This is a genomic window from Cystobacter fuscus DSM 2262 (assembly GCF_000335475.2).
GTDB classification, from domain to species: Bacteria; Myxococcota; Myxococcia; order Myxococcales; family Myxococcaceae; genus Cystobacter; species Cystobacter fuscus.
In genome coordinates this window covers 77,810-95,275 of the sequence record NZ_ANAH02000028.1, presented here as the reverse complement: position 1 = coordinate 95,275, position 17,466 = coordinate 77,810, and the positions used below count along the sequence as shown (strand labels likewise).

Sequence of the window (17,466 nt, the reverse complement as noted above, 5' to 3'; positions counted from 1 at the left end):
GTCATTTGACACACCCTGTCAAGAGATTCTTCCGGGGCTCTCTGGTCATCCGTGCATGGGAGGAATAAGAAAGAGCGGCCCAGGTTCCGTTCCCGCTCGTTCGGTGTGATCCGGTGCCCCATCGCCCTGGGAACCATGCATCCGGGCGCGATCGCGCCGAGCCTCGTGACCAATGAAGGTGTCGTAATGCGTCTACTGCTCGCAGGGACTGTCGCGGTGTCCACGCTGCTGTGGGGGGCTGGTGCCCAGGCGGCGGAGGGGTGTGGCTCGACCGCCGCCGGATGGAACGCGCCCAATGGAGCGGTGGTGTTCAACCGGGGCCCCGGTCCCATCCGCTCCGTGCTGGATGCGATTGGCGAGTACCGCACCCACTCGATGCTCTCGCATGGGCCCGGCGCGGGCGTGACGCACGCCACCATGGCCACCCCCAAGCAGACGGACTGGCCGGGCGTGTGCACCAAGCCGATGAATGGCCAGCAATTGCAGTACGGCTACCCGGGCCTGGAGCAGATCAACCAGGGCGGCATCTACAATTACATGTACACGGATGACGGCACCGAGTGGGCCGGCTGGCAGCAGGGAGATCCCACCCAGGCCGCCATCATCGGCGACGCCATCTGGTACAACCACCCCTACGTCAGTGACGTGTCCCATTCGGATCCCGGTCAGGCCATCGACCGGCCCCTGCGCCATGGGCAGCGCGTCAGCTACTCCCTCTTCCAATACCGGGACCTGCAGGCCGTCAACCATGTGCCGGGCGACTCGGTGAACAACGGCATGGTGTGTTCCACCTTCCTCGCCTACGCGCACAACTACGCGGGCCGCGGACAGGTGACGCCCCACACGTACTCGCACGAGGCGATCGCCAACGCCTCCAACTCGCTCTACACGGGCGTCTACAACCAGTGCAAACAGTCGCTCGGCTGGTTCATCAACGCGGCGCTCACCGTCGCCTGCCCCTTCTACAACGTGTGTGGCAACGCCGGAAACCAGGCCGCCAACTGCATGTCCACCAACCTGTGCGACAACACGGAGGGCGGCTACTGGAAGAGCGTGCGCGATGATCCCAACGCCACCGCCACCTCCATCAGCCCGGATCGCATCGGCGGCTGGGGCGTGCACCCCATGAGGAACACCGTCTGGGGCGTGGACTACACGCACGAGCTCCAATGGAACTCGGGCGGCAACGTCTACGGGTGCTGGCAGTAGCTCTCCCCCCGGACAGGACGCTCCCCCCGAGATGACCTCGACCCCCGAGAACCCTTCCCGGCGCCCCGGACGCCCGACGTGGGTGCTGCTCGCGCTCCTCGCCCTCGGAGCCGCCGTGGGCTGGTGGTTGTCGCGCGCGGAGCCAGACGCGCCGCCCGCCGTGACCCAGGCGCGCACCCGCACCGCGCCGTCCCCCGGCGACACGGCCGCTCCAGCCACCGCCGCGGCCCCGACGCCCCTGGCCGCGGCCCCGGCGCCCCAGGCGCCCACGCCCGCGCTCCCCATCGTCGACGAGGTGCGCGTGGAGAAGGAGGAGGTGTGCTCGGGCGAGGAGAACCTCATCTCCGTGCGCGCCCACACCCCGGACGGCAACGACGCCTACCTGCACTACACCGTGGGCGACGGCACCGGCCAGCGCATCCCCGTGCGCGTGTGGCGCGACGACACCGGCGCCTACGAGCTGCCCCGCGTCACCGTCTTCACCAAGGACAACGTGTCCGTCACCGTGCCCATCCCCGCCTACCGGGTGAAGGACTGCGAGCCCGAGCGGCTCGTGCACGTCATGTCCCGGCGCCTGCCCAACTCCGAGGCCGACTACGAGTTCTTCGCCCGCGTGATGGACAAGCCCGTGGCCCCCGGACAGCCCGCCCCCAAGCCCTTCGTCCCCACGCGCTACGTGTGGACCTTCGACGACTCCGCCCCCGAGACCACCTCGGGGCCCCTCGTCTCGCATGCCCTCGCCCCCGGCCCGGGCCTCGGCGGCCAGTACACGCAACACCTCGTGCGCGTGGAGGTCTTCGATGCCTCGGGCCGCAAGGAGACGGGCCGCTCCTCGCTCCAGGTGCTCAACACCTCCTTCGAGAACTTCGACAAGAAGGGTATCGTCACCCTGTTCGCCGCCAGCACGCCGCGCTTTCCCGTGCTCGACGCGGACGGCGTGGTGCGGCAGACCTTCCGCCTCTCCCACCACTTCCGCGGCCCCGTGCGCCTCACCCGCGTCACCACCACCCGCGCCTTCATCGGTGACAAGGAGGGTCCGCCTCCCCCGGAGCAGGTGGAATCCGCGAGCCTGCCCGTGTCGGAGATCCCCGAGGGCCCGGGCACCGAGGTGAAGCTCACCTTCGACACCCAGGCCGAGCCCGGCGTCTTCTCCATCACCTACGCCCTCGAGGGCGTGAGCGCCGACGGCCACCCCGCCCGCGGCACCTTCTCCCTCATGCGGCCTCCCCCCCGCCCCACCCGCGACAACAGCACCCCCATCACCAACCCCGTGCTGCTCGCCAAGGTCAAACGCGCGCGCGAGCTGCTCAAGCAGGAGTTCGTCACCGACGAGGATCTCCTCCGCCTGGAGCGTGAGGGGCGCTTCGCGGACCTCCAGACGAGCGCTCCCCCACCCGCCACGGCGCGGCCCCCCGCGCGCAACCCCGGACGTTAGAGCCCTCCTGGTGGCGCGGCGCGGGGGAACGCGCCATGCTCCGCGCCCTGGAGGTCGTTCATGTCCCTCTTCGATGCCGTGGTGGCGGGAGATGTGTCGCGCGTGGAGGCCCTGCTCGCCGGGGGCGCCGATCCCAACCCCTTCGACGCCGAGGGCCGCACCCCCCTCATGCTCGCCGCCGAGCGGGGGGAGGAGCCGCTCGCGCGGGTGCTGCTCGCCGGGGGCGCGGATCCCTCCCTCACCGACCGCCTGGGCGAGTCCGCCCTCACCAAGGCCGCCGCGCACGGCCACCGCCGGCTCGCCGCGCTCTTCTATCCCCAGGCCTCGCCGGACGAGCAGGACATGGCGCGCGCGCTGCTCCAGGTGGGCTCCGATTTCTTCTCGATGCCGAGGGAAGCGCCGCCTCCCCCCAGCGGGCTGATGCGCAAGCTCGCCTCGGCGAGCGCCTATGTCTCCCAGAAGCTCGGCGACGACGTCCCCACGCAGCGGCTCGAGCGGCTCGAGCGCGCGCAGAAGAACAACAAGAAATCCTGAGCGGCCGACGGCCTCAGAACTGGTTGGCGCGTGCCTGCTCGAAGGGCACGCGGTGCTTGAGGTACGTCTCCTGGATGCTGTGGTTCTTCACCAGGTTGAGGCCCCCGTCGCCGAAGCGGTGCACCACCGCGCCCTTGCCCGCGTCCTTGAGGAAGCTGAGCGGATCGAAGCTGCCCCCGAGCCCGGTGAGCGTGGGCACGGCATCGCGGTTGTTGATGTAGTGCACGTACTTGGGCCCGTCCGGGTACTTCGTCGAGGCCGCCCCGAAGGTCTCCACGTTCACGCGGCCCATCGTCTTCTCGACGTCGGCCTTGCTCATCCCATCTTCGATGCGCAGCCGGTTCTGCACGTCGAACAGGGCGCGGGCGGTGATGAGGCCGCCCTGGCTGTAGCCCATGAGGCTCACCTGCCGGCCCGCCTTGAGCTCCGAGTAGACGGTGTCCGCCAGCGTGTCCACGGCCGGGTTCTTGCCCTTGTCCAGCTTGTCCTTCACACACTGCGCCAGGTCCGCGATGGCGCCCCCGGTGGAGTTGTGGATGCCGATCGCCTTCGCGCCCGACTTGTCGGCGATGGCCTGCAGGTCGCTGGACTGGTTGGCCAACGGCGTGAGGATGCCGTTGACGTAGATGATGGTCTTGTCCGGGTTGGGGTTGTTGCGCGGCGTGACGCCCGGAATCTGGCTCAGCGGCGTGCCCGGCGCGAAGACCTGGCCCCCGGCGCCCACGAGCATGCCGTCCAGCTCCTTCTCCTTGGGCTTGCCCGTCCCCGACAGGGACACGGGCTGCGCCGTCGGCGCGAGGAAGGCGTCCGACTTCGCGGCCAGCCCCTTGGGGGTACCGGCCACCGGGGGCTTCACCGTGTTCGGCGTGGGGGCCGCCGTCGTGGGCGTCTTCTCGAGCCCCTGGCGGGCACCCGTTCCAATCGGAGAGGAGAGATTGCGGTTGCGATCGATGCTCGACACGGGGGGCTCCTGCGAAATCCGCTGAGAAATCCGTCTCTTGATTCTCTCTGAAAACGAGAAGGAGTTGCGTGGAGCCCCGCTTTTTCCACCGCCCGGGCCCGGCCTGGCGGGCGAGCGCTCCCTGGAACCCTCGCCCGTAACCCCCGGCAGGGTCCGGGGCCGGACAATCCGGACAGTCGAGACCACTCGGTCGGTCGATCGCCCCTCCCCAAAACCAGGGGAAATCCCATTTTGGGACACCCTTCCTGCCTTGGCGGCTGAAGGTGGAGGACACACCTTTGACGAGACGTACCACCCCGACCCCGGGGTCAGGTGTGAGGGCGGAAGGAGAGCGGCCATGAACGAAAGCCTCAGCGGTCCGTGGCAGACAAGGGACTCGCTCTCCACCCGACGGCACGACAACACCCTCGCCACCGCGCCTTCATCCCTGGCGCACTACATCCACCGGCTTCGGCGGGCCCACGCCCGGGGAGGCATGCAGGCCATCGAGCAGGTGATGCGCGAGAGCCGCCTGCCGCACGGGCTGGTGGAGCCCTATGCCCTGCTGCAACCGGGCCGGTACACGCGCACGCTCGTGTACCGGGACGAGGACATGGAGGTCATCGTGCTCGGGTGGGGCCGCGGTTCGCGCGCGCCCGTGCATGGGCATGACGGCCAGGACTGCTGCCTGATGACGGTGGCCGGCGAGTTGGAGGTGGAGGACTACCGGCTCGTGGCGGGAGGCAAGGCGCCGGGCTACGCCCTCGTCGAGCGCGTGGGGCCGCGCCGGACCCTGCTGCCCGGAGCCCTGGACTCCCGTGACGCCCTCCAGGATCTGCACGCGGTGCGCCCGGGCGCGCGCGGCGGCCAGGCCATCTCGCTGCACGTCTACTGCCGTCCCATCGATACCTGCCTCGTCTATGACCCCCTCCACTCGAGCTGTGAACTGCGCCAGTTGCGCTACGACCGAGCCATGAGCCTCGCCGACCCCGCCGCCTCGCGCACGTCTGCCTCCCAGGCCGTCCAGCCCACTCCGGGACCCTTCTCCCGCCTGTGGCGCACCCTGTTCCGGGGCATGCGCCAGGTGAAGGAGACCGTGAAGGAAACGCTGGTGCCCGCCCGCGTGGGCGAGGACTCGGCGAAGATCGCCGTCAAGGGCATGCAGCACCGCTACGCCAACAAGGTGGTGGCGCTCCAGGACGTCAATCTCAACATCCGCTCGGGCGAGTTCGTCTGCCTCCTGGGCCCCTCGGGCTGCGGCAAGTCCACCCTGCTGTACGCGCTGGCGGGCCACATCCGCCCCACCGGCGGCCACGTGCGCCTGGACGGCAAGGAAATCAAGGGCCCCGGGCCGGACCGCCTGCTGATGTTCCAGGAGGCGGCGCTCTTCCCGTGGCTCACGGTGAGGCAGAACCTGGAGTTCGTGCTCGCCGCCCGGGGCCTGTCCAAGGCCGAGCGCACCGAGCGCGCCAGCCGCTTCATCCGCTACGTGCAGTTGGATGGCTTCGAGAACACCCTGCCCCATGAGCTGTCGGGGGGAATGAGGATGCGCACGGCGCTCGCCCGGGCGCTGGCGGTCAACTCGCAGGTGATGCTGATGGACGAGCCCTTCGGCTCGTTGGACGCGCAGACGCGCCAGCACATGCACGAGCTGCTGCAGCGCGTGTGGATGGAGACGCGCAAGACGATCGTCTTCGTCACCCACGACGTCACCGAGGCGCTGATGCTGGCCAACCGGGTGGTGGTGATGGCACCCCGGCCCGGACGCATCCTCCAGGACCTGGAGGTGCGACTGCCCATGCCCCGGGGCCCGGACGACCCCGCCCTGGTGGAGCTGGCGCGGCGCATCCGCGTGATGCTCAAGGCGAGCGAGTCCATGACTGGCCCGGGCGCTCCGGGTGAACGGGGAGTGCACCATGAAGGTGTGGCACCTGGGACAAAAGCTGATGGTCCTCGTGGGGTTGTTGGGCGTGTGGGCGCTGCTGGCCCACTTCGGTCCCTGGCCGCACCACCTGTTCCCGGGCCCGAGGGCGGTCGCTGACAGCCTCTGGGCGATGACGCGGGATGGACGGCTGTGGGACGCGCTCGCGCGCTCCATGGGCCGGCTCGCGCAGGGCTATGGCATCTCCGTGCTCATCGGGGTTCCCCTGGGGCTCGCCATGGGGCGCATCGCGCTCGTGCGGCGCACCCTGCGGCCGCTGGTGGTGGGCCTGCAGGCCCTGCCCTCCATCTGCTGGCTGCCGCTGGCGCTGCTGTGGTTCGGCCTGACGGAGACCTCCATCATCTTCGTGGTGGTGATGGGCTCGGTGCTGGCCATCTCCATCGCGGTGGAGGACGGGGTGATGAGCGTGGACCCGCTGCTCTTGCGCGTGGCCTCCACGTACGGCATCCGCGGCGCGCGCTTCTACGGCGGCGTGCTCTTGCCCGCGGCCCTGCCGGGCATCGTCACCGGGCTCAAGCTGGGCTGGAGCTTCGCCTGGAGGGCGCTCATGGCCGGAGAGCTGCTGTACGTCTCCGGGGGCCTCGGCCAATTGCTCACCATGGGACGCGAGCTGATGGAAACGGCCCAGGTGATGGCGGTGATGGTGTGCATCATCCTCGTGGGCACCCTCATCGACCGGGTCCTCTTCCAGACCGTGGAGACGCGCGTGCGGCGCCGCTGGGGTCTGGTCTCGGGGTGAGAGCGCTCGCGGTGGTTCTCCGTGGAGGGGCCTTGGAGCCCACTCCACGCTCGGAGGCATATGCGCGGTGGACTTCTGGCGGTAGGTCTCTCGGTCCTGTGTGTGGCGGCGGCCGGTTGCAAGAAGGAGCAGCCGGCACAGGGGGCGGCGGCGAAGCAGGACGCGGCGCATCCGCTCCGGGTGGGCTTCTTCCCCAACATCACCCATGCCCAGGCCCTGGTGGGCAATGACTCGGGGGCCTTCCAGCAGGCGGTGCCGGGCGTGGAGCTGAAGATGTTCAACGCGGGCCCCGCCGCCATGGAGGCGCTCACCGCAGGCTCGCTCGACGCCTCGTACGTGGGCACCGGCCCCGCCATCAACACCTTCCTCAAGGGCGGACGGGAGCTGCGCGTCATCGCCGTGGCGGTGGACTCCGGCGCGGTGCTGGTGACGAAGACGGCGCGCACCCCCGCGCAGCTCAAGGACAAGACGCTCGCCAGCCCCCAGCTCGGCAACACCCAGGACATCGCGCTGCGCCACTGGTTGGGCCAGCAAGGATTGAAGGTCAACCGCGACGTCACCGTCACCCCGCTGTCCAATCCGGACATCCTCGGCCTGTTCATCCACGGCAAGCTCGAGGGCGCCTGGGTACCCGAGCCGTGGGGCGCGCGCATGGTCGCCGAGGGCGGCGGCCACATCCTCCTGGACGAGCGCCAGGTGTGGCCCCAGCGGCGCTTCCATACCACCGTGCTCGTGACGACACGCCAGGCGCTCGAGCAGCAGCGCGAGCCCCTCAAGAAGCTGCTGCGCGTCCACGTGGAGCTCACCCGGCAGTGGCAACGCGAGCCCGAGACCTTCATCCCCCGCGTCAACGCGGCCTTCGGCAAGGTGACCGGCAAGCCGCTGGCCGAGACCATCCTGCGCGATGCCTTCTCCCGGCTCGAGCCCGCGATGGACGTCATGCCGGATCAGCTCCAACAAGCCGCCGAGCACGCGCGGCAACTGCAGTTCATCCCCAGCTCCGACCTGTCGGGCATGGTGGACACCTCGCTGCTGGAGGAGGTGCTGCGCGAGAGCCCGGCGCCCTGAGCCAGGAGGTGAGGAGACATGAGACGGCCCGTCCGCCTGGCTGGTCGACTCGTGAACATTTCACCTATGATGGCGTGGGAGAGCCTGCCCCTCTTCTCGGAATGACCCGGAAGGAGGAGGAGGTCGACCGTGCCCGCGTCCCGGAACATCGAAATCGACGAGTCGCTCTGGCCCCTGCTCACCATCCGGTACAGGGGCGTCACGACGACTTCGCAATACGCGGAGCTGCTCGCCGCGAGGAGCCGGTACCTCGATCGCCGCGAACGGCACCTGATTCTCCATGACATGAGCCAGTCGAGCCCCACCAACTCGGGAGAGCAGCGCCGCCTCCAGGTGGAGTGGATGAAGCTGGAGGACGCGCGGATGCGCCAGTGGGTGGTGGGCATCGCCTTCGTCACCGACTCCCTGCCGCTGCGGCTGCTGTTGAGCGTCATCCAACACGTGCGCCCCCTCACCATGCCCCATGCCATCTTCCCCCGGATGTCCGAGGCACTGCCCTGGGTCTCGGCCCAGCTGCGACAGTCCGGACTCGAGTGCGGGGGCCCCTCGCTCCTCGAGCACTTCGGCCTGGAGCACGGCAGGAGCGTGGGCTGAGAAGAGGTGCGCCCCCGGGGGAGGCGCGGTAGGAGGGGCCCATGAACGACAAACCTCGAGTCCTGCTCGTGGGAGCGGGAGCCGTGGGCCAGGTGTTCGGCAAGTACCTGCGGGCCGCGGGCTGTGAGCTGTCCTTCCTCGTGAAGGAGAAGTACGCGGAGGAGGCCCGACGGGGCTACACGCTGTACGAGCTGGGCTCTCGCCAGCGCGCGCCCGAGCCCACCCACCTGTCCGGCCTCGACGTCCTCGTGTCGGCGCCGGAGGCCGCGCGGCGGCGCTTCGATCAGGTGTGGCTGTGCGTCTCCTCCACGGCCCTGCGCGCGGGAGACTGGGTGGAGCAGCTCGCCCGGCACACCGGGGAGGCCACCTGGGTGATGCTCCAGCCCGCGCTCGATGACCGCGACTTCCTCCTGCGCTTCATCCCCCCCGAGCGGCTCGTCTCCGGGATGATTCCCTTCCTCAGCTTCCACGCCCCCCTGCGGCCGGAAGACACCTTCCCCCCCTCCGGCACGGCCTTCTGGTTTCCTCCCCTCGCGCGAGGACTGTTCAGCGGCCCACCGGAGCGCCTCGGGGCCGTGCTGCGCACGCTCCGGGCCGGGGGATATCCGGCGAGCGCCACCGGGGATGCCACCCGCGCGGCGGCCCTTCCCACCGCGGTGCTCACCGTGACGGTGGCCGGGCTGGAAGCGGCGGGGTGGCGCTTCGAGCGCTTCCTCCAGCCGGACTCCCTGGAGCGGGTGCATCGCGCCGCACGGGAAGCCGTGCGCATCGTCGCCCGGCACACGGGGGCGAAGGCCTCTTTCGTGCTGCCGCTGCTCCGGCCCACCCTGTTCAAGGCGCTCCTGCCGGTGGCCTCCCGGGTCGTGCCCATCGACCTGGAGACCTACCTGCGCGTCCACTTCACCAAGGTGGGCGACCAGGGCCGGGCCATCCTGAGCACCTACATCGCGCTGGGCAAGAGCGCGGGGCAGCCGGTGCGCTACCTCCAGGAGTTCCAGGGCTGAAGCGGTCGCTCAGTGCACGGCGGGGTCGGGCCCCAGGGCGGGCGCGTCCCACCGGGTGTAGAGCCGGTAGAAGGCCGGCAGTGCGTGGACCGGGCCCTGATCCAACCGCTTGAACACCTTGCCGATGGGATTGCAGTACCTGTGACCGTCGAGCTGGATGACGAGCGGGAAGCCGGTGACCCCTTCCATCGGTGAGCCCACGGTGGCACGCCACGCGCCGCCCGCCCGGCGCACGAAGACCTCCCCCATGTAACAGCCGAACGCGAAGACGACCTCCGCCATCCGCTCCGACGTCAGGCCCCCCTGACGCAGGTACTCGAGCAGGCCGTCCAGCCGCATCACGCTGTCGACGGAGTAGTCCAGGTCGATGTCGTTGAGGAGCAGGGCGGCGGAGACACACAGGGCCGCGTGCTGGGGCGCCGCTTCGGGTGTGGGAGGGTACTTGAGCCGCAGTTGCATGGGCGGACGTTCCTTGCGCTGGGAAGCAGTGGGAACGATGACATGGAGGGTCCGCCGTCGCGACCACCCCCAGGTATGAGACGCACCGCGCCCAGGGGGAGCGCCGCCGCCCGTCCCTCCCCGGGAGGGGGGCCCCTCGTGGAGTTCCACCGGACGCCCGTCCACCCGCCCGCTGGGAATAGCGCCCGCGCGGGGAGACTTTTCCAGGGAGCCCCCTGCCTCGGCCCTGGACGTCCCGGAGCCGTTGGGCGAGTGTTCGCTCCTCAGGAGACCGATTCCAGCATGGCCGAGACCGAGTCCAACAAGCCCGTTCACTTCATCCGGCAGATCATCGCGGAAGACAACCAGTCGGGAAAGTTCGACGGACGCGTCCACACCCGCTTCCCGCCCGAGCCCAACGGCTACCTGCACATCGGGCATGCCAAGAGCATCCACCTCAATTACGGCATGGCGGTGGAGCACGGCGGGCTGTTCAACATGCGCTTCGACGACACCAACCCGTCGAAGGAGGAGCAGGAGTACGTCGACTCCATCCTCAAGGACGTGAAGTGGGTGGGAGCGGACTGGGGCGACCGGCTCTATTTCGCCTCGGACTACTTCGAGCAGATGTACGCCTACGCCGAGCAGCTCATCCAGAAGGGCAAGGCGTACGTGTGCGACCTGAACGCGGAGCAGATGCGCGAGCACCGCGGCACGCTCACCGAGCCCGGCCGCAACAGCCCCTTCCGCGACCGGAGCGTGGAGGAGAACCTGGAGCTCTTCCGCCGCATGCGCGCGGGTGAGTTCCCCGATGGCTCGCGCACCCTGCGCGCGAAGATCGACATGGCGTCGCCCAACTTCAACCTGCGCGACCCCGTGCTCTACCGCATCATCCACGCCCACCATCACCGGCAGGGCGACAAGTGGTGCATCTACCCGATGTATGACTGGGCGCACGGCATCGAGGACTCCATCGAGCGCATCACCCATTCGCTTTGCACGCTCGAGTTCGAGAACCACCGGCCGCTCTATGACTGGTTCCTCGACGAGCTGGGCGTCTACCACCCGCAGCAGATCGAGTTCTCCCGGCTCAACCTCACCTACACGGTGATGAGCAAGCGCAAGCTGTTGGAGCTGGTGCAGGGTGGCTCGGTGCGCGGCTGGGATGATCCGCGCATGCCCACCCTCTCCGGCCTGCGCCGGCGCGGCTGTACCCCCGAGGCCCTGCGCGCCTTCTGCGAGGACGTGGGCGTCACCAAGTTCGACGCCATCATCGACGTGGGCCGGCTCGAGAACGCGATGCGCGACGATCTCAACCGCCGCGCCCCGCGCCGCATGGCCGTCTTGCGCCCGCTCAAGCTCATCATCGAGAACTTCCCCGAGGGCCAGGTGGAGATGCTCGACGCGGTGAACAACCCCGAGGACCCGTCCCTGGGCTCCCGGCAGGTGCCCTTCTCGCGCGAGCTGTACATCGAGCAGGAAGACTTCATGGAGAACCCGCCCAAGAAGTTCTTCCGGCTCGCGCCCGGCCAGGAGGTACGGCTGCGCTTCGCCTTCTTCGTCAAGTGCACGAGCGTGGAGAAGGACGCGGCGGGCAACATCACCGCGGTGCGCTGCACCTATGATCCCGCCACGCGCGGCGGCGACGCCCCGGACGGGCGCAAGGTGAAGGCCACCATCCACTGGGTGTCCGCGCAGCACGCGGTGAACGCCGAGGTGCGGCTGTTCGACCGGCTCTTCAACGTGGCCGAGCCGGACCGTGCCCCGAAGGACCCCAAGGCCGCCGCGAGCTTCAACTACAAGCAGAACATCAACCCGAACTCGCTGGAGATCCTCACCACGGCGAAGCTGGAGCCCGCGCTGGGCTCGGCGAGCGAGGGCGAGCGCTTCCAGTTCGAGCGCCTGGGCTACTTCTGCGTGGACTCCGACGCCAGGCCCGGAGCGCCCGTGTTCAACCGCACGGTGACGCTCAAGGACACCTGGGCCAAGGAACAGGCCAAGGGCGGCTGAAGCCAGACGTCACGGCAGGTTTGAAACCCAGCCGCCCCTTGAGGTGGCTGGGTTTTTTCTTTGCTCTGATGACACGGTGGAGAGCAGGCGAGTCTCCAAGGGTAAATAACCCAGGCAAGACACCTGTTCACCCACGAATGCGTACAATCTAGCGTGTTGGTGCGACGAGGTCATGGGGACCGGTTCTCGCCAACGGGTGTGTTCATCCATGTTGGAGATTCCGGGATATAGGGTCCTTGGCACCCTCCGAGCCGCGGGCTCGAACGTCCTGTTCCAGGCGGTACGCGAGGCGGATGGCCAGCCCGTCATCATCAAGACGCCCATGGCGCCATCGCCCGGCGCCAGGGAGAGCGAGCGCTACCGGCGGGAGTTCGCCATCCTGCAGCGGCTACGGGACGTGCGCGGCGTGGCCCAAGCCTATGCCTGCGAGCAACTCGACGAGCGTCCCTTGCTCGTTCTGGAGCAGGTGCAGGGCCGGACCCTGTCCGAATCCACGGGCCAGCCCCTGGAGCTCTCCCGGTTCCTGAATCTGGCCCTCTCCCTGGCCTCCACCCTGGGGGAGATCCACTGCCGCACCGTCATCCACAAGGACATCAAGCCCTCCAACATCATCGAGACACCTTCGGGCGAAGCCCGCATCATCGATTTCGGGGTGGCCACGCTGCACAAGGTGGAGCACCTGGACGCGGCGCCCACCCACCTGGTCGAAGGCACGCTGGCCTACATGTCACCGGAGCAGACGGGGCGAATGAACCGGGCGGTGGACTACCGCACGGACTTCTACTCGCTGGGCGTCACCTTCTACGAGCTGCTCACGGGGCAGCGCCCCTTCCAGGGGAAGGATGCACTCGAGTGGTTCCACGCCCACATGGCGCAGCGGCCCCGGCCTCCGCACGAACTGAACCCTCGGGTGCCCCCCGCCTTGTCCGCCCTCGTCCTCAAGCTGCTGGCCAAGGTGGCCGAGGAGCGCTACCAGAGCGCCGAGGGACTCCTGGCGGACCTGGAGCGCTGCCGCGAGGGCAAGCAAGAGGTCTTCACGCTGGGGACTCAGGACATCCCCACCCAGTTCCAACTGCCCCAACGGCTCTACGGACGTGAAGCCCAGGTGGCCACCCTGCTCGAGGGCTTCGAGCGGGTGGCTCGCACCGGCCAGCCGGAGCTGATCCTCGTCAGTGGTTACTCGGGCATTGGCAAGTCCTCGGTGGTGAACGAGTTGCACAAGCCCGTGGTGGAGCGCCGCGGCTTCTTCCTGAGCGGCAAGTTCGACCAGTTCCAGCGGGACATTCCCTACGCCACTCCGGCCCAGACACTCCGGGGTCTCGTGCAGCAATTGCTGGCGGGCAGTGAGGAGGAACTCGGCGGGTGGCGGGAGCAGGTGAATCGGGCCTGGGGCATGGAGGGCCAGGCGCTCGTGGACCTGGTGCCCCAACTCGAGGTGCTGGTGGGCCCCCAGCCCGCGCTCCAGCAGTTGCCCCCGAACGAATCCCAACGCCGCTTCCATCGAGTGGTCCGCCAATTCCTCTCGGTATTCGCCACCCCGGAGCACCCCATGGTGGTGTTCCTCGATGACTTGCAGTGGGCGGACCTGGCCAGTCTGCAATGGCTCGCACACATGCTGTCCCAGCCCGAGGTCCTCCCGGTGCTCTGGATTGGCGCCTACCGGGACAACGAGGTGAGCCCCACCCACTCGTTGATGCAGGTGTTGGAGGAGGCGCGCAAGGCGGGGGCGAGGATGACGGACATCCACCTGGGGCCGCTGAGCGCGGAGCAGGTGGAGCACCTGGTGACCGATACACTGCCGGGTGCGGCGAGAGAGGTCGTCGGTCCCCTCTCGGCCCTGGTGCACGAGAAGACAGGGGGCAACCCCTTCTTCCTGCTGCAACTGCTGGTGGCTCTCCACCAGGATGGTCTGCTGGTGCGGGCGCCCGGAGGCGGCTGGCGGTGGGACGCCGAAGGGGTACGGTCCCGGGGCTATTCGGAAAACATCGTCGACTTCATGGTGGGCAAGCTGCGCCAGTTCCCCTCGGCCACGCAGCATCTGCTGCGGCTGGCCGCGTGTGTGGGCAATGTCTTCTCCCTCCGGATGTTGACCACCCTCTCCGGTCTGTCCACGGAAGGAGCGGTGGAGCAGGGAATCGAGCCCGCGCTCCAGGAAGGCATGCTGGTGCGCTCCGGCCCGGAGCAGTACCGCTTCCAACATGACCGCATCCAGCAGGCCGCCCATGCCCTCATTCCCGAGGAGGAGCGCAAGGCCATCCACCTGCGCATCGGCCGCCTGTTGCTCGCGAGCCTCTCCCCGGAGGCGCTGCGCGAGTCGCTCTTCGACGTGGTGAGCCAGCTCAACACCGGGTGGGAGCTCATCGAAGAACCCGCGGAGCGCCAGCACCTCATGCGGCTGAACGCCGAGGCGGGGGACAAGGCCCGGGCCGCGATGGCGCTGCGCCCCGCCATCACCTACTTCTCGACGGCCTTCGCGCTCATCCCGGGAGACCCCTGGGAGACGGAGCCCGAGCTGGCCTTCAAACTGCGACTCTCCCAGGCGCGCTGCGAATTCATGGACGGCAACATCGTCGAGGCGCGCCGTCAGGTCGAGGCGTTGCACCCCCGGGCACCAACCCGTGCGGACGCCGTGGCCGTCTACCTCCTGAGGATAAGCATCCACTTCGCCATGAGCGAGAGCCAGCAAGGTCTGGCCATCATGCGGGAGTGCCTGGCCTTGCTGGGCATGCCACTTTCCCCGAATCCCACCTGGGAGGAGGCGGTGGCCGCCCATGCGGAGGTGTGGTCCCTGCTGGGGGAGCGCCCCATCGACAGCCTCATCGATCTGCCACTCATGACCGACCCGGACGTGAAGCTGGCCGTCAGCACCCTCCTGGAGTTCTACCCCACCGCGCACGCCACCAGCAACCACCTGTTCATCATCATCGTGAGCCGGATTGTTTCCCTCTCCATCCGCCATGGTTTCGTGGATGCCGCCACGCCCGGATACAGCTGGTTTGGCTTCATCTCTTGCGCATATTTCAAGCGGTACCGGGAAGGCCTTGCCTTCTCCAAGCTCGCCCTCGGGTTCGTCGAGCGCTACAACCTGACCGCCCACCGCGGAAGGGTTCTCTACAGCATGCAGTTCTGCAGCTGTTGGAACCGGCCCCTGCCCCAGGCGCAGGAGCTCGTCATCAAGGCGCTCCACCACACGCTTCAGGTGGGAGACATCCTGGGCGCCGCCTACAGCAACTGGTACATTGTCTACAATCGGCTCTTCATGGGACATCACCTGGATGAGGTCTACCGGGAGACGCTCGTGCGCGGCCAGTTCTTGCGCGAGACGGGGGTCAAGGAGCCCCAGGACTATCTCCTGCTGGAGCAGCGCCACGTGCAGAACCTGCGCGGGCTCACCCACGCATTCGGCACGCTCAACGGGGAGGGCTTCGATGAGCAGGCCTTCGAGGCGCAGCTCCCCAGACGCCATGCGGCCCTGAAGAGCAACTATTGGCTCGCCAGGCTCAAGTCACGGTTCATGAGTGGTGCCTACGCGGAGGCCCGGGAGGCCTCGGACAAGGCCGCCGAGCTCTCGTGGGTCATGCGCGGCACCCTCCCCCACTGCGCCTTCCACTTCTACCGCGCCCTGACCCTGGCGGCGTGCTTCGAGGAGGCCACGCCCGAGGAGCAGCCGCGGCTGCTCGAGGCCATCCAGTCACACCAGCGACAGCTCGCGGAGTGGGCGGAGAACTGCCCCGAGAACTTCCTCGCGCTCGAGCGGATGGTGTCCGCGGAGCTGGCCCGCATCGAGGGACGCTCCGAGGAGGCCACACGCGCCTATGAGCAAGCCATCCGCCTGGCCCGGGAGAAAGGGTCCGCCCCCGTCGTCGCACTGGCCAGCGAACTCGCCGCGAACTTCTGGCGCACCCGGGAGGCGCCCATCGTCGCGTATACCTTCGCGCGCGAGGCCCGGGCGGCGTACCAACAGTGGGGCGCCCTGGGCAAGGTGCAGCACCTGGAGACCCTCTGGCCCCACCTCTCCCCTTCCACGGACCCCCAGGACGAGCAGACCACCAGCACCACGGATTCCACCCACATCGACGCGCTCACGGTCGTCAAGGCCCAACAGGCCGTCTCCAGTGAAATCGAGCTCGGGCGTCTGGTGAAGACGCTGCTGCACGCGGCCATCGAGAACGCGGGCGCCCAGCGAGGCGCCCTGCTGCTGCCGGATGGGGACTCGCTCTCGGTGGCCGCCCTCTCCGACACGTCATCGGGGGAAGCGGCCTCCGCGCTGCCATGGACGCTCCTCGCCTATGTGCGGCGCACCCGCGAGCACGTGCTCATCGGCGATGCCTCCAAGCCCCACCCCTTCTCGTCCGATGAGTACCTGGCGCGCGGCCAGGCGCGGTCCGTGTTGTGCCTGCCCCTGTTGAGGCAGGAGCGATTCTCCGGAGCGCTGTACCTGGAGAACCACCTGGCCACCAATGCCTTCAACCCGGTGCGGCTGGCGTTGCTGGGACACCTGGCCTCCCAGGCGGCCATCTCCATCGAGAACGCCCGGCTCTATGAGGACGTGCAACGCGCCAGGACGGAGCTGCGCCAGGCCAATGAAGAGCTGGAGCAACGGGTGGAGGAGCGCACGCGCGAGCTCAAGCAGGCCCAGGCCCGGCTGGTGGATACGGCGCGCGAGGTGGGCATGGCGGAGGTGGCCGCCAACGTGCTGCACAACGTGGGCAACGTGCTCACCAGCGCCGTCGTCAACCTCGAGGTGATGCGCAAGGCGGTGGGCTCGCTGCGCGTAGGCCGCGTGAAGCAGGCGGGCACGCTCCTCGTGGAGCATCAGAAGGACCTGGTGGACTTCCTGACGAACAACTCCCGGGGCAGCCGCCTGCCGGACTACCTCTCGGCGCTGGGGGAGGAGTTGATGAAGGATCAGACGCGCCTGATGGAGGACATGGAGGCGATGAACCGGCACATCGAGCACATCCGCGCCATCGTCCAGGTGCAACAGACGTATGCGAAGAGCTCGTTGATGACCGAGGAGTGCGAGCTGCCCCTGCTCATCGACGACGCGCTGCGCATCCAGATGGCGTCCTTGCAACGCCATGGGGTCACCGTGCACCGGGAGCTGTCGTCGGTGCCTCGGGTGAGGGCGGACAAGCACAAGGTGCTGCAAATCCTCATCAACCTCATCAGCAACGCCAAGCAGGCGTTGGATCCGATGCCCGAGGGCCAGCGCAACCTGTGGGTGAAGATGAAGGCGGAGGGACCCATGGTCCGCATCCAGGTGGAGGATGATGGCGTGGGCATCACCCCCGAGGTGAAGGGCAAGCTGTTCTCCCACGGATTCACCACGCGCAAGGAGGGCCATGGCTTCGGCTTGCACTCCAGCGCGCTGGCCGCACAGCTCCTCCAGGGCCGCCTGACCATCGAGAGCGAAGGACCCGGCAAGGGCGCCGTCACCACCCTGGAGCTCCCTCTCTCCTAGTCGGCCACGGACCTCCAAGGCAGCTGGCCGCATGTGCCACCATTCCGCGGCGGCGGGCAGGCGAGCCCTCGAGGATGAAGTACACGGAC

12 protein-coding genes are annotated in these 17,466 nt (G+C 68.5%); 10 read left to right on the top strand and 2 right to left on the bottom strand.

The features are described from left to right. Positions 1-186: 186 nt before the first annotated feature. From D187_RS35065 to D187_RS35055, 3 genes are read left to right on the top strand one after another with little or no spacing between them, the layout of a single operon-like run. A complete protein-coding gene (locus D187_RS35065; RefSeq protein WP_002628620.1) occupies positions 187-1,209 on the top strand; it encodes a hypothetical protein in 1,023 nt (340 codons plus the stop codon). A 31-nt stretch (positions 1,210-1,240) separates the two neighbouring features. Next, complete coding sequence (locus tag D187_RS35060) at positions 1,241-2,644, top strand: hypothetical protein (protein WP_051256682.1); 1,404 nt, start codon at positions 1,241-1,243, stop codon at positions 2,642-2,644. Between the two features lie 60 nt (positions 2,645-2,704). Next, complete coding sequence (locus D187_RS35055) at positions 2,705-3,178, top strand: ankyrin repeat domain-containing protein (protein ID WP_002629225.1); 474 nt, start codon at positions 2,705-2,707, stop codon at positions 3,176-3,178. A 13-nt stretch (positions 3,179-3,191) separates the two neighbouring features. On the opposite strand, the gene D187_RS35050 is transcribed toward D187_RS35055, so the two are convergent. After that, entirely contained in the window at positions 3,192-4,139 is a 948-nt protein-coding gene (locus D187_RS35050) for a hypothetical protein (protein ID WP_002629226.1), read from the bottom strand. Positions 4,140-4,476: 337 nt separating this feature from the next. Between D187_RS35050 and D187_RS57250 the strand changes: the two genes are divergently transcribed. The 5 genes from D187_RS57250 (at position 4,477) to D187_RS35025 (ending at position 9,465) form a co-directional block, all read left to right on the top strand. Further along, the gene (locus D187_RS57250) at positions 4,477-6,159 is read left to right on the top strand and encodes an ATP-binding cassette domain-containing protein (RefSeq protein WP_002629227.1); all 1,683 of its coding nucleotides are present in this window, start codon (positions 4,477-4,479) and stop codon (positions 6,157-6,159) included. Then, the gene (locus D187_RS35040) at positions 6,065-6,799 is read left to right on the top strand and encodes an ABC transporter permease (protein ID WP_211241609.1); all 735 of its coding nucleotides are present in this window, start codon (positions 6,065-6,067) and stop codon (positions 6,797-6,799) included. Before D187_RS57250 ends, D187_RS35040 begins: the two co-directional genes overlap by 95 nt. A 60-nt stretch (positions 6,800-6,859) precedes the next feature. Next, a complete protein-coding gene (locus tag D187_RS35035) occupies positions 6,860-7,867 on the top strand; it encodes an ABC transporter substrate-binding protein (RefSeq protein WP_002629229.1) in 1,008 nt (335 codons plus the stop codon). Between the two features lie 129 nt (positions 7,868-7,996). Next, positions 7,997-8,461, top strand: a complete 465-nt coding sequence (locus tag D187_RS35030; protein ID WP_002629230.1) for an STAS/SEC14 domain-containing protein — start codon at positions 7,997-7,999, stop codon at positions 8,459-8,461. Positions 8,462-8,502: 41 nt separating this feature from the next. After that, positions 8,503-9,465, top strand: a complete 963-nt coding sequence (locus D187_RS35025) for a ketopantoate reductase family protein (RefSeq protein WP_002629231.1) — start codon at positions 8,503-8,505, stop codon at positions 9,463-9,465. Between the two features lie 9 nt (positions 9,466-9,474). Here D187_RS35025 and D187_RS35020 read toward each other — a convergent pair whose 3' ends face one another. Next, complete coding sequence (locus D187_RS35020) at positions 9,475-9,924, bottom strand: hypothetical protein (protein WP_002629232.1); 450 nt, start codon at positions 9,922-9,924, stop codon at positions 9,475-9,477. A gap of 282 nt (positions 9,925-10,206) precedes the next feature. Here D187_RS35020 and D187_RS35015 point away from each other — a divergent pair, with 282 nt between their 5' ends. Continuing rightward, positions 10,207-11,913 (top strand): glutamine--tRNA ligase/YqeY domain fusion protein, encoded by a 1,707-nt coding sequence (locus D187_RS35015; protein ID WP_002629233.1) that lies wholly within the window; start codon positions 10,207-10,209, stop codon positions 11,911-11,913. Between the two features lie 208 nt (positions 11,914-12,121). Continuing rightward, positions 12,122-17,377 carry a trifunctional serine/threonine-protein kinase/ATP-binding protein/sensor histidine kinase gene (locus tag D187_RS35010; protein WP_020918485.1) on the top strand — a complete coding sequence of 1,752 codons (5,256 nt, stop codon included), beginning with the start codon at positions 12,122-12,124 and terminating at the stop codon, positions 17,375-17,377. Positions 17,378-17,466: the final 89 nt, after the last annotated feature.

What these genes read in the sequence shown, in the direction of transcription:
- D187_RS35060 (WP_051256682.1), top strand. Translation starts at nt 1,241, where the DNA reads ATGACCTCGACCCCCGAGAACCCTTCCCGGCGCCCCGGACGCCCGACG.
- D187_RS35010 (WP_020918485.1), top strand. Translation starts at nt 12,122, where the DNA reads ATGTTGGAGATTCCGGGATATAGGGTCCTTGGCACCCTCCGAGCCGCG.
- D187_RS35025 (WP_002629231.1), top strand. Translation starts at nt 8,503, where the DNA reads ATGAACGACAAACCTCGAGTCCTGCTCGTGGGAGCGGGAGCCGTGGGC.
- D187_RS35015 (WP_002629233.1), top strand. Translation starts at nt 10,207, where the DNA reads ATGGCCGAGACCGAGTCCAACAAGCCCGTTCACTTCATCCGGCAGATC.
- D187_RS35055 (WP_002629225.1), top strand. Translation starts at nt 2,705, where the DNA reads ATGTCCCTCTTCGATGCCGTGGTGGCGGGAGATGTGTCGCGCGTGGAG.
- D187_RS57250 (WP_002629227.1), top strand. Translation starts at nt 4,477, where the DNA reads ATGAACGAAAGCCTCAGCGGTCCGTGGCAGACAAGGGACTCGCTCTCC.
- D187_RS35035 (WP_002629229.1), top strand. Translation starts at nt 6,860, where the DNA reads ATGCGCGGTGGACTTCTGGCGGTAGGTCTCTCGGTCCTGTGTGTGGCG.
- D187_RS35040 (WP_211241609.1), top strand. Translation starts at nt 6,065, where the DNA reads ATGGTCCTCGTGGGGTTGTTGGGCGTGTGGGCGCTGCTGGCCCACTTC.
- D187_RS35065 (WP_002628620.1), top strand. Translation starts at nt 187, where the DNA reads ATGCGTCTACTGCTCGCAGGGACTGTCGCGGTGTCCACGCTGCTGTGG.
- D187_RS35020 (WP_002629232.1), bottom strand. Translation starts at nt 9,924, where the DNA reads ATGCAACTGCGGCTCAAGTACCCTCCCACACCCGAAGCGGCGCCCCAG.